The sequence below is a fragment of the Veillonella montpellierensis DSM 17217 genome, assembly GCF_000426745.1.
GTDB lineage: Bacteria > Bacillota > Negativicutes > Veillonellales > Veillonellaceae > Veillonella > Veillonella montpellierensis.
The window spans coordinates 71676-85124 of the sequence record NZ_AUFY01000001.1; the positions used below are offsets into that span (position 1 = coordinate 71676).

Below are 13449 nucleotides of genomic sequence, written 5' to 3' on the forward strand. Positions count from 1 at the left end.
CTACACTCATTCCTCAAATTGTAAGCCTTTACTAATTTGATACCCTCTACAGTAATCACCTGCGTTAACCGCCTTTTTATTTTCTGGTTGAACCATTGTAATCTCAATAGTTCCTGCGCCAGTAAGAACAACAAAGGAACGTTTAGTAACTGCTAAAATAGTGCCAGGTTTTTCCATAGTAGTCGGCATATCACTAATGGTTGCTTCCCATATCTTTAACCGTTTCCCATTAATAAAAGAATAGCACCCTGGTGCAGGATTTAAAGCACGTATTCTATTTACAATATTTCTTGCACTATCTTTCCAAGAAATTCGCCCCATATCTTTTGTGATTTTATTAGTAAAAGTAGCCTTATCATGATCTTGTGGAGTTGGAATGAGCTTTCCCCCTACATAATCGCTGATTACTTTATTGATGCATGAGCCACCTAATATGGATAATTTGTGGAATAATTCGCCTGTTGTTTCTTTCTCATCAATCATAACTCGATGAATATAAAGAATATCACCTGTATCGAGGCCATTATCCATTTTCATAATCGTAACACCCGTCTCTGTATCACCGTTTAAGATGGCCCAATGGATTGGTGCCGGTCCACGATAAGACGGTAAAATAGAGGCATGTACATTAATACAACCATATTTTGGTAATGCAATAAGCCAAGGTGGTAAAATTTTACCATACGCCACCACAACTATAAGATCAGGTGCTAAGGACTTTAACAACTCTTCTGTTTTAGAATCCCGTAAAGTAACTGGCTGATAAACTGATAAATTATGAGATAACGCCACTTCTTTAACTGGTGGTTTCTGTATTTTTTTACCCCTCCCACTTTGCTTATCAGGTTGGCAAAACACGCCAACAATTTCATGTCCCTCCTCGATAAGAGCTTGTAATGTAGGAACTGCAAAGCTTGGTGTTCCCATATATACAATTTTTAACGGGCTCATAATAACCTCCCTTGCCAATCCACACTAGTCAACGTTATTTTGAACAACATTCTTCAAATCAGTTGCTTTCTCAATAAATAAAATTCCATCGAGATGATCGATTTCATGTTGTAAAATGCGTGCTAAAAAGCCTTCAGCCCGAATAACAACCTTTTTATTATGTTTATTAATAGCATGAACTACAACTTTATTAAATCGAACAACATCACCATAATATCCAGGTACACTTAAACAACCTTCTAACCCAATTTGTGTGCCCTCTTTATGTACAATAACTGGATTAATTAGTTCTAATAAACCATTTCCGTCATCTAACACAATAATTCGGCTGGATACACCAATTTGTGGTGCTGCCAATCCACATCCATCAGTTTTGTACATGGTTTCTGCCATATCTACTAATAAACTTCGTATCTTTTTATTTACAAATGACACAGGCTCCGCTACCTGTTTTAAAACTGGATTTCCTGCTTTTAACACGTCTAATACTGCCATATTACCTCCATTAAACAGGATCTACATCAATCAATACACCTTCTTGTGTAAATATCCACGAATTATATATATATTTCTTAATATGATTGAGATGTGATCCTCGTAACATAATCGATAACCGATATAAATCTCTAATTTTAGAAATTCCTTCTTCATAAGGGCCAAAAATACTAACTGATATATCCGCCTGTGCCGATATATCATCAACAATCGAAGTAGCAATTTTATCTGCTACTTCTTTATGTTTATGACGAACCACTATATGAATCATTTCTCCATAAGGTGGATACCCTAGGTCTCGTCTATTTTTAATTTCTTCATTGTAAAAGCCCACATAATCATGGGTCTTACTTTTTATTATAGCATAATGTAGCGGATTATATGTTTGAATCACTGCTTTTCCTGATTTATTTCTGCGTCCTGCTCGGCCTACTGTCTGTGTTAATAAATCAAAAGTACGTTCAGCTGCCGTATATAAAGGAATATTCAACACTGAGTCAGCTGTTAAAACGCCAACTGCTGTAACATTTGGAAAGTCGTGTCCTTTCGATACCATTTGTGTGCCCAACAAAATATCATAAGCACCTATTGCAAAATCATGTAAAATAGCATCGCCTTGTCCTTTTTTAGTAGCTATATCTTGATCTAATCGAGCAACCTTCGCATAGGGATACCGTTTTTTTAGTTCCTCCTCCACTCGTTGGGTACCAGAACCAAAGTATTTAATCTTTTTACTTTGACAGTGAGGACAAACCATAGGTATAGGCTCATGATATTCACAATAATGACACTTTAACTCTTTAGCCGATTGATGGTACACTAACGCCACGTCACAATGAGGACATAAAATTGGCTTTCCACATTCACGACACATAACAAAAGTACTATACCCACGACGATTTAATAAAATAATCATCTGTTCCCGTTTTTCTAATGTTTCTTGAATTAATGATGATAATGCATCAGAAAAAACAGAATAATTACCATATAATAATTCTTCTTTCATATCTACCAATTCAATGTGTGGCATCGGTTGATCAAAGATACGATGTGGTAATTCCAATAAATGATATTCAGATTGTAATGCTTTATAATAGGATACTACCGATGGAGTAGCTGATCCTAATATAACTGGGCATTGATGTGCTTGCGCCCTCCACAAAGCCACCTTTCGTGCATGGTACCTCACCATGTCTTCTTGTTTATAAGAGTTATCATGCTCTTCATCAACTATAATTAATCCAATATCATCCGATGGGGCAAATACTGCTGAGCGTGCCCCAATAATAATATGACTATCCTTTCGCCGTAATCGTTCCCAGTTATTATAACGTTCTTGTACAGTTAACTTACTATGAAAGACAACAACTTCATCACCAAAAGTATCTACAAATCGAGTAACAATTTGATCCGTTAGTATAATTTCTGGTACTAATATAATAACTGATTTTCCTTTTTCTAAACATGACGCAGCCGCACGCAAATATACTTGCGTTTTACCGCTTCCAGTAACACCATGTAATAAAAATGGTTCATAGATATCATGATTAATTGCATGTTCGATAGATATAAAACACTGTTGCTGTTCTTCTGTTAAAGGAATATGTATATGTCTATGGTCCACATATTGAAATTGAGTAGTTGTCTTAGATAGTCTCTCTTCTACTACCACTAAAGGATGATTCATCACCTGTTTAATCACAGCTAGTGTAAACCCTTTTGCCTTCACCAGCGATAGTGGCGCCACTTCTACTTCTTCTAAATAAGTAGCCAATGCTCGTTGCTTTTTTTTGCGTATTTCAAATTGTTCATGCGAAAAGCCTGGCAATATACGAATCCATTTTTCTTTAGGCCGCTCATAGCTTTTTAATTGCTTTTTAGTAATAGTAAATAATCGTAATGCATCACCGTATGAACAAAGATAGTATTCACTTAATTTTTTAGCAGTCCCTAACATTTCATCAGTAAACCAAGGTTCACTATCTAATACTGCTACAATAGGCTTAATAGCAAATGTTGGCTTTTCTAATAGTTCCCGATACCCTATGAGAATTCCTTCTTCTCGTGCTGTTCCCAATGGAACAACGACCCGTGTTCCTATCGGTATAGTACCTAAATCTGATGGCACTTCATAGCTATAAGGTTTATGTAATTGTTTCGTGGGGCGATTAATAATGACTTCCGCTACTACCATGTACTACTACCTCTTTAGCAACTATACTACATACTAATAATTTATTATATACCAACCCATGATATTATGAATAGTCTCTAAGCCAGAACCTACCAAAATATAACTCATAGCCATACCTACGTGTATCCGACAAAATCGTAGTCTTTGGTTCAACTTATATATAATTACTATTTTATCTAATCTATATTTCATATAATCTATCATCATAACTATAAATCATGTAATTGGCCTAGTAAACAATATATACTCCATACACAGCAACTTTATCATTAGTTATGTATAATCAAAATATAATTGTATTACCTAGTAAAAGAAAAATAAACAGCTACAATATCAGATATATAACACCTAATATTGTAGCTGTTCTCTAGTATACGATTCCTACAATATAAATTATATGCATACCAAACTATAAACGTTAAGCACGCTGTCTATTTTTAACTCTTGTTTTCCACATATTCCACAATGAAGTGGCAACACAAATAGAAGAATAACATCCACTAATAAAGCCAATGATCATAACCAATGCAAAGTTCTTAGTCGTATCTCCACCGAAAAAGAATAATGCTAAGCAGGCAAACAACGTTGTAGATAATGTATAAAAGCTACGATGAATACTTTGCGCAATACTTGCATTCGCTAAATCAGCAAATGTATCTGTTCGTTTATGAGTATGTGTATTTTCACGAATACGGTCAAAAATAACAACACATTCATTCATAGAATAGCCAATAACTGTTAAAATCGCAGCTAAGAATGAAGAGTCAATTTCCAATTGAAAGAAAGAAAACACACCAAGCACCATAATCAAATCATGGAAAATAGCTATTAATGCAGAAATGGCTATTTTATATTCAAAACGATAGGAAATATAGAGTGCTAACGCTACAAAAGCAACGACTAAATTAATAATAGCATGTTGCGTAACTTCGGACCCAATAACAGCCCCTACACTTTCAATACGTTTAGTTTGATTTTCACCAATTGTCTTAGTCATATTATCAATGACTGCCTTACTTTCATTAGGTGTTAAATTCCGTGTACGAATCATAACGTCTTTACCAGATGTATCATTAGATTCTCCTGATAACTGTATAACAGAATTTTCTAAATTAAATGTTTTTAAACTTTCACGAACCTGTGCAACTTCAACATTTTGTGTAAATTGAACTTCCACAATAGTACCACCAGTATAGTCGATACCAAGATTAAAACCTTTAGTAAAAATAGATACTAAGCTAATAATTACTAACAAAGAGGAAATAGTAAACCAAATGCGATGACGTGCTATTACATCAAATTTCATTATTTCTTCCCTCCTTTACTAGCTTCAATAACATCAAATACCGATTTAGATGGCGATATATTAGATCCAAACCAGAATGGGTGTTGGGTAAAATTACAAGCAATAAGCATTCGTAATAAATAGTGACTCATAGTAACTGCAGTAAACATACTTACCGCTACCCCTAGGGCTAAGGTGATTGCAAATCCCTTAACTGGACCAGATCCTAAGGCAATTAGAATAGCAGCAGTGATCATGACTGATACATTGGCATCTAGAATAGTCGCAAAGGCACGTTTAAAACCAGCTTCCATAGCTACACGCATAGATTTACCAGTAAACACCTCTTCTTTAAACCGTTCAAATATCAGAATATTAGCATCTACAGCCACGCCAATAGAAAGTATAATACCTGCAATGCCAGGAAGTGTCATCGTCGCATTAAATCCAATGGGACTTAAAATAACTAACAAAATCAAAACATAAATCAACAATGCTAAATTTGCCACAAATCCAGCCAATCTGTATAGCACTAATAAGAATACAACAATAAGTGCCAATCCAACAGTAAAAGCCATTACTGACTTATCTTTAGAATCTTGACCAAGACTTGGACCTACGGTACGTACTTCCATAACCTTAATTTTTACTGGTAATGCACCAGAACGTAACAAAATAGCAAGATTCTTAGCTTCTTCTAATGTTTTGCTACCCGTAATAACAGCTTTACCACCTGTAATAGCATCATTGACAACTGGTGCCGTTAATTCTTCTCCGTCAAGATGAATAGAAATACGTTTACCAATATTAGCAGCAGTTAGGTCACCAAATTTTTTAGCGCCTGCATCTGTCATTTCAATAGCAACTTCAGGTTTCTTATTCTGCCCTAATTCTTCTTTTGCATTTTTAAGATCATCACCAGTTAATTGAACTTGTCCAGCTTCATCCTTAAATTCAAGAACCGCTGTTTTACCAATCGTTTTAATTGCTTCGTCTGGATCCTTAACACCAGGCAATTCAATAATAATGCGTTTAGCGCCTTCACGTTGAATGATTGGTTCTGTTAACCCCATTTCATTGATACGTCGGCTCAAAATTTGAATAGTTCGCTCTACCGCATCATCGGTAACTTTATTTTCTCCAGCATCTTCTGCTTCTAAAACAATATGTGTGCCACCTTGTAAATCAAGACCTTGCTTAATCGATGTTGCTAATGGAACAATAAAATAAGCAAACAATCCAATAATTACAATGATGGCAAGTAAAAATTTTATAATTGCATTACGTTTCAAAAATGCCACCCTTTCTATTTTTATTACATTCAATACATCCCAGTTCAGTAATAATCTTTGGCATATAGCAATCATACATGTCCATAGGTAATAAAGCATCTGTTACCTGCATAGACCAACAAACTCCCATATACCGCGATGTATCCACGGATGCTAAAAATCGATCATAATAGCCAGCTCCCATGCCCATACGACCACCACAACGATCAAATACAAGACCAGGTACTAATAGTAAATCAATGTGATTTGGTGTTTCCATATACCATGGCTTTTTAGGAACTCTAATACCTAATACACCCTTATCAACCTCTTCTAAGTTCCTCAAACGAGCTGGCTCTATCAAGCTTTCATTCATACAAACAGGAACATATACAGTTTTTCCTGCTCCTAAAGCATGCGTAATCACACCATCCAAATTTGCTTCTTTTTCCATTGCCAAATACAACATAAGTGATGTTGCCTGTTCATATTCTGGTAAGGAAATAATTTGTTGTGTCAGTAATGATTGCCAAGCTTTACAATCTTCTGCACGCAAAGCAGCACGCCTAGCCTTGTATGCCAGACGCACTGCTTGCTTATCGCTCACTATTTAGCTTCCTTATGTTTAGTTACTATACTAGCAATACTAGAACGAGCAAATTTGATTTCTACTTTATCAGCCACTAGTAAAACAACAGTTTCATCATCAAGAGAAATAATTTCCCCATACATACCACCAATAGTTACAACTTTTTGTCCTTTTTTCAAACTATTCAACAATGTGTCGCGTTGTTTTTGCTGTTTCTTTTGAGGTCGATATAATAAAAAGTAAAAAATAACTACCATTAATAAAATCGGCCAACTAGTTTGAATAATCTGTTCAAAATCACCCATGATAAACCTCCAAAATAATAAAGTATTACTAAAAATAACTCATATGCTATTGTCACTGATAAACGAATTACATCTATCAGTACTCTAATGAGCTAAACAACTATATAATAATCAGTACTGCCAACTTGAATTTATTAATTTCTTATAACTATAACAAATTATTTTTTATGATAATTGGCCCAAAACTCCTCTCTAAACGCAGGGAATCGGTCTTCTAAGATAGCAGTACGCATACGACGCATAAATTCAAGTAAAAAGTATAAATTATGATATGTTACTAATCGAAATGCTAAAATTTCTTCTGCTTTATATAAATGACGGATATAAGCGCGAGAATAATTTTTACAAGTGTAACATTGACATCCATCTTCTATGGGATTCCAATCATGTGCAAATGTTGCATTTCTAAGTGTCAATCGACCTTGCCATGTCATAGCCATACCATTTCGAGCCACTCTTGTTGGATACACACAGTCAAACATGTCTACGCCTCGTGCAACACCTTCTACTAAGCAGTCTGGCGTACCAACGCCCATTAAATAACGTGCCTTATGAGATGGTAATAATGGTGTGGTATGTTCTAATATATCATTCATCATATCATGAGGCTCTCCTACTGAGAGACCACCAATACTATATCCATCAAAGTCTAAATCAACTAATTCTTTTGCACTTTGTGTGCGCAATTTTTTATACATGCCACCTTGTACAATCCCAAACATACCTTGTGTTTTTGAATCATGTATTTTACGGCAACGTTCCGCCCATCGAGTAGTTCTTTCTGTAGATGCCTTTGTATAATCATAATCTGCCGGATAAGGTATGCATTCATCAAAAGCCATAGCTATATCAGAATTCAATTTCATTTGTACTTGTGTAGCTACTTCTGGCGATAAAAATTGTGTAGATCCATCAATATGAGAACGAAACGTGACGCCCTTTTCTGTAATTTTTCTCATATCACCTAGACTAAATACTTGAAACCCACCACTATCTGTCAATATAGCTTGATTCCAATTCATGAACTGATGTAAGCCACCTGCTTCGGCAATCAAATCAGCTCCTGGTCTAAGAAAAAGATGGTATGTATTACTCAAAATAAGTTGAGCTCCCATCTCTTTTAACTCTTCCGGTGTCATTGTTTTTACTGTAGCTTGTGTACCTACCGGCATAAACATGGGTGTTTGAAATGTACCATGTGGTGTATGTAAAAGGCCAGCCCTCGCACCTGTATGAGGACATTTCTTTTGCAATTCATATGTAATAACCAATCGCACCCCTCCTTATAAAATCATTCATTATTATAACATATAACAGATTAATCTATCCAATAAATATAAATAGTAATTCCTAATATCATATGAATCACTACATGTCTAGCATTACCTAATAAAACTAGAGTACACTCCATACATCATCGAATAAACATGGCATCACCAAAGCTAAAAAATCTATACTTTTCCTTTACAGCCTCATGATAGGCGTTTAAGCAATGATCTCTTCCTGCTAATGCACTAATGAGCATTAACAAAGTAGATTGTGGTAAATGAAAGTTAGTGATTAACGCATCTACCATTTTATAGGTATAACCAGGATAGATAAATATTTCTGTATTTCCACTACCTGCTTGTAAGATACCTGCCTCATTAGTAGCAGATTCTAACGTGCGTACCGATGTGGTACCAACTGCAATAATACGTTTCCCTGCTTTTTTAGCTTGATTAATAATAGCAGCAGCATCTTCAGATACAGAATAAAACTCACTGTGCATCACATGATTTTCAACATTATCTACAGATACAGGTCTAAATGTACCCAATCCTACATGTAATGTAATAAATACTTCAGTAACGCCTTTATCCTGAATTCGTTTCAACAGTTCTGGTGTAAAATGTAACCCTGCTGTCGGTGCCGCTGCTGATCCTTTATGCTCAGCATATACTGTTTGATATCTATCTTGATCCTTTAATGTTTCATGAATATATGGTGGTAATGGCATTTGACCTAATTCTTCAATAATATCATCAAATACGCCTTCACAAGAAAATTCTACAATTCGTCCGCCAAAATCTGTTTTATCAATAACAGTAGCCGTTAAACGATGATCAAAAATAATCTCTTGACCAATAGGACATTTCTTACCCGGTTTTACTAAACATTCCCATCGATTCGAGCCACAAGGTGTTAATAGTAATACTTCAACCTTTCCACCACTCTCTTTTCTATGTCCAAACAAACGTGCTGGGATTACCTTCGTATTATTAAAAACAATGACATCGCCTTCTGATAATTCATCAATAATATCTGTAAAGGCATGTTTATGTTCTATGTTACCAGTAAGTTTGTCTAATATCATTAATCGTGATGAATCTCTTGGATATACAGGTGTTTGTGCAATTAATTCTTCTGGTAAATTATAATCAAAATCTGTTACTTTCATTAACAACCCTTCTTATTATCTTTAATCTGTTAACCATCAATTCACTAGTATGGAATCTAACAATCACATAATACGAAATAAATACACTCTGCTTGCACGGTATATGATAAAAATATTGCAGTATGAACGCCACCTATTTCTTATCTTGCTACCATCAATACTTAGTATATAGTATCAATGGAAACTCCCGTATAATAGTGACGCAAAATTGTTTTATAAAAATTTACATCTTCATGCGTAGCGCGTTTTGCCATCTCTGCAGCACCCCATTGTGATAACCCTACGCCATGTCCACATCCATGACCTTTTATATAAATCATGTCATTATTCTTAGTAAATGTGTGATATATTTTTTCTTGTTTTCTATCCCACGACATAGTAGTCGGCTTATGATTGATATAAAAATCAAATAGTGTGGATTTTAAACCTAATATAGCCATTAACGCATCACCCGATATAGTAACGTGTCCTTTTGAGCCTATAAAAACAGCTGATTTAATACGACCAGATACCCCTCTGTCAATCGTATATATTGGTGGAGCTACCAACGGAGACAACTGTATGGAATGCAACGTGCCCACTGACTTACCAGCATGATATAATTTTTCTTCCAATTGCTTTTTGCTAATACTCACAAGCCATGTAGCCGTAGGAGCTGATTGATTCTCATCTTTTACACCTTGTAAATACGGTAAATTAGTGCCCCATACATTTTCACTATTTTCCGTATATCCCCCACTATCCGAATGAAACAATGCATTAATAGGTCGTCCATTATATCTGATAATCACGCCACGAGTAGCATCTACAGCTCGAGTCGTATTCGTATATTCTCCAGATTTTCCTCCATACACTTGATTCTTTGTGGTTGGTTGAATATCATATAATTTATTTTTATTGTTATTCATTGTGTATATAGCATAGGTCCGAGCCGCTACGGCTTGTGCTTCTAATGCAGACATCGGCCAACTTGGTATGGCTTCCTGTGGTACAACACCATATAAATATTCTTCTAAGGGCACATGATTAATCATAGTCATAGAATTAGGACCTGTAGCAATGAAAAAAATACTACCTCTATAATCCTGTCCATCGATACTTATCGCCTCATTGGCAGAAATTGATTGTACAGTAATCATAGGGCCATATACTTTCTTATCAACAACTATATTATTATTTTTTACCATAATAGGTACTCTCACCATCGCCGGAAAGAATGTATCTACTGTTGTATCCTTATCGTCACCTACAACTATTCTAGCACGTGACATAACAGCTATTTGTTGGCATTGTTCTCTTAATAACACGCGTATATAAGGTGTAGTATCTTTTTTATCGATAGATGACTTTCTAATAGGTGTCAACTTTGCATAATTCTTCAACACCTTTTCATTATTACTAGATCTAATCGACTTTGTTAAAGGTTCACTTGAGGTAGATGATTTATGTAGAAGTAACCGTTTATTAATTTCCTTTTTCCCCACCCTATTAGTTATACTAGATTTAGCACTTCCTTGTTTAGGTATACCTACCATCTTAGTCGGTCTAGGTAAAACAATCGTTCCTACTTTCTTTTTTTCATGAACCCCTTGACTAGGAGCGTTAGCAATGATCATGCCATGACACATCATTATACTGCTTATGATAGTGCATATACTAATTGCTCTCAGCAATATTTTCTTAGAAATCATTATTTTTTTAGCTCCTCTGTCCATGGCACACCAAGATGTTTATAAGCAGCTTCTGTGGCAATACGGCCCCTTGTAGTACGCGCTAAAAAGCCTAATTGCATTAAATACGGTTCATATACATCTTCAATAGTTTCTCTTTCTTCACTAACAGATGCTGCAATCGTATCTACACCAACAGGTCCACCTTTAAACTTTTCAATAATAGCATATAGCACACGTCTATCAATCTTATCTAAGCCCATCGTATCCACATCAAGTCGCCGCAAAGCTTCATCAGCAATATTTTTTGTAATTATCCCATCTCCAACGACTTGTGCAAAATCGCGAACTCGTTTTAATAATCGATTCGCAATACGTGGCGTTCCCCGTGATCGCCGAGCAATCTCACTCGCCCCTTCCGAATCGATGCCAATCGATAAAATATCCGCTGCTCGTACAATAATGAGCTCTAATTCTCGCTGCTTATAATATTCCAATCGACTAACTACGCCAAATCTATCTCGTAATGGCGCAGCTAATGCACCTGCCCGTGTAGTAGCACCTACCAATGTAAACTTAGGCAAATCAATCCTCACGCTTCTTGCACTAGGACCTTTACCAATTACAATATCTAGTGCGTAATCCTCCATAGCAGAATATAAAACTTCTTCTACACTACGAGATAACCGATGAATCTCATCAATGAATAATAAATCACCATCATCTAAATTTGTTAATAACGCAGCTAAATCGCCGGCTCTTTCAATGGCAGGCCCTGAAGTTACACGAAAATTAACACCCATTTCATTAGAAATAATACCTGCTAACGTTGTCTTTCCTAGGCCAGGAGGCCCATATAACAACACATGATCTAATGGTTCTTTCCTTTTTTTAGCAGCTTGAATAAAAATTGATAAATTTTCTTTTACTTTTTCTTGTCCTATATACTCTTTAAACAATCGTGGTCGCAAACTATATTGCCAAATATCTTCTTCCTGTTCGCCCTTATCTACGATACGAACTTCTTCATTCATAGTTAACGTCCTTTCCCTAAGATAGCTAACGAAATTTTAATCAAAGTAGCCACATCATGCTGCCCATCATCACATTCTTCTACTACTGACTCTACTTCAGCTACGGTATAGCCTAATGATACCAATGCTTCAATAGCTTGATTAGCAACAGTGTTTTCTGTTTTTATAATTGGTGTAGATGGTACTGTTGACTCTTCAGTAGCTATAGCTAATTTTTTGATTTTATCCTTTAGCTCTAATACAAGTCGTTCTGCCGATTTTTTACCTATGCCTGGTAATTTTATCAATTGGTCGGTAGACTCATTACAAATTGCCCGAACAAAATCCGTTGGCCTAATTCCTGATAAAATACCTAATCCTGCTTTAGGGCCAATCCCCGATACAGATATTAACAAGCTAAATAATTCATATTCTTCTTCAGTAAAAAAACCATATAAGTGAATGGCATCTTCTCTAACATTAGTATACGTATATAATGTAGCTTCAGCTCCCGTTATTAATCGTTCTCTTGTACTAATTGGAATATATACTCGATATCCCACACCATGCACATCAACATAACAAAGATCATCATATAAGTGAGTAATAGTACCTCGTACATAACCAATCATAACTGCACCGTCCTTGTTAATCTATCTCGATGGGAACTATGAGCTGTACAAATCGCTACAGCTAATGCATCAGCCGTATCATCTGGCTTTATTTTTTCACGAATTCCCAAAATATTCATCGTCATATACGTAACTTGATCTTTGCTAGCTTTGCCATAGCCAACTACAGCTTGTTTAATTTGTAACGGTGTATATTCATAAATAGGGATATGTTTTTTCTCTGCGGCTAATAAAATAACACCACGTGCCTGGCCAACCGTAATGGCTGTCGTAACATTTCTATTAAAAAATAATTGCTCTACCCCAAATTTATCAGGCTTATATGTTTCTAGAATCGTAGTTAAATCATTAAATACTATTTCTAACCGTTGCGCATCTGTAAATTCAGGTGTTGTCGTAATAGCACCGTAGGCCACAGGCTTTATCTTGCTTCCCTGTACATCAATGACACCATATCCACAAATCGCTGTTCCTGGATCAATTCCTATAATTCTCACAATACGCTCCTTATTTAAATTGAAATTACTTTTTATTATACCATACTTATAGCAATTCTAAGTTACTCATTAATACTTTTATAGCACATCAATAAAAGAAACTATAA

Annotated in this window: 13 protein-coding genes; all 13 read right to left on the minus strand. The window is 35.5% G+C overall.

What is annotated here, in order from left to right; all coding sequences use genetic code 11:
- Positions 1-6 precede the first annotated feature (6 nt).
- Entirely contained in the window at positions 7-951 is a 945-nt protein-coding gene (gene fmt, locus K357_RS0100355; RefSeq protein WP_028256925.1) for a methionyl-tRNA formyltransferase, read from the minus strand.
- A gap of 24 nt (positions 952-975) precedes the next feature.
- On the minus strand, positions 976-1446 hold the full coding sequence (def, locus tag K357_RS0100360) for a peptide deformylase (RefSeq protein WP_028256926.1): 471 nt from the start codon (positions 1444-1446) through the stop codon (positions 976-978).
- Positions 1447-1456: 10 nt separating this feature from the next.
- On the minus strand, positions 1457-3640 hold the full coding sequence (gene priA / locus K357_RS0100365) for a replication restart helicase PriA (protein ID WP_028256927.1): 2184 nt from the start codon (positions 3638-3640) through the stop codon (positions 1457-1459).
- A 418-nt stretch (positions 3641-4058) separates the two neighbouring features.
- On the minus strand, positions 4059-4946 hold the full coding sequence (secF, locus tag K357_RS0100370) for a protein translocase subunit SecF (RefSeq protein ID WP_028256928.1): 888 nt from the start codon (positions 4944-4946) through the stop codon (positions 4059-4061).
- Positions 4946-6217 carry a protein translocase subunit SecD gene (gene secD / locus K357_RS0100375; RefSeq protein ID WP_028256929.1) on the minus strand — a complete coding sequence of 424 codons (1272 nt, stop codon included), beginning with the start codon at positions 6215-6217 and terminating at the stop codon, positions 4946-4948. Before secD ends, secF begins: the two co-directional genes overlap by 1 nt.
- A complete protein-coding gene (locus K357_RS08450; protein ID WP_051211922.1) occupies positions 6207-6803 on the minus strand; it encodes a 5-formyltetrahydrofolate cyclo-ligase in 597 nt (198 codons plus the stop codon). The genes secD and K357_RS08450 overlap by 11 nt, the downstream gene beginning before the upstream one ends.
- Complete coding sequence (gene yajC / locus K357_RS0100385) at positions 6803-7090, minus strand: preprotein translocase subunit YajC (RefSeq protein WP_028256930.1); 288 nt, start codon at positions 7088-7090, stop codon at positions 6803-6805. Before yajC ends, K357_RS08450 begins: the two co-directional genes overlap by 1 nt.
- Before the next feature lie 158 nt (positions 7091-7248).
- Complete coding sequence (gene tgt / locus K357_RS0100390; RefSeq protein ID WP_028256931.1) at positions 7249-8361, minus strand: tRNA guanosine(34) transglycosylase Tgt; 1113 nt, start codon at positions 8359-8361, stop codon at positions 7249-7251.
- 143 nt (positions 8362-8504) lie between these two features.
- A complete protein-coding gene (queA, locus tag K357_RS0100395) occupies positions 8505-9530 on the minus strand; it encodes a tRNA preQ1(34) S-adenosylmethionine ribosyltransferase-isomerase QueA (protein WP_028256932.1) in 1026 nt (341 codons plus the stop codon).
- Between the two features lie 161 nt (positions 9531-9691).
- Positions 9692-11158: a SpoIID/LytB domain-containing protein gene (locus K357_RS0100400; protein ID WP_244869358.1), complete on the minus strand. Its 1467-nt coding sequence runs from the start codon at positions 11156-11158 to the stop codon at positions 9692-9694.
- Positions 11159-11220: 62 nt separating this feature from the next.
- Complete coding sequence (ruvB, locus tag K357_RS0100405) at positions 11221-12234, minus strand: Holliday junction branch migration DNA helicase RuvB (protein ID WP_028256934.1); 1014 nt, start codon at positions 12232-12234, stop codon at positions 11221-11223.
- A 2-nt stretch (positions 12235-12236) separates the two neighbouring features.
- Complete coding sequence (ruvA, locus tag K357_RS0100410) at positions 12237-12845, minus strand: Holliday junction branch migration protein RuvA (RefSeq protein WP_028256935.1); 609 nt, start codon at positions 12843-12845, stop codon at positions 12237-12239.
- The gene (gene ruvC / locus K357_RS0100415) at positions 12842-13342 is read right to left on the minus strand and encodes a crossover junction endodeoxyribonuclease RuvC (protein ID WP_028256936.1); all 501 of its coding nucleotides are present in this window, start codon (positions 13340-13342) and stop codon (positions 12842-12844) included. The genes ruvA and ruvC overlap by 4 nt, the downstream gene beginning before the upstream one ends.
- Positions 13343-13449: the final 107 nt, after the last annotated feature.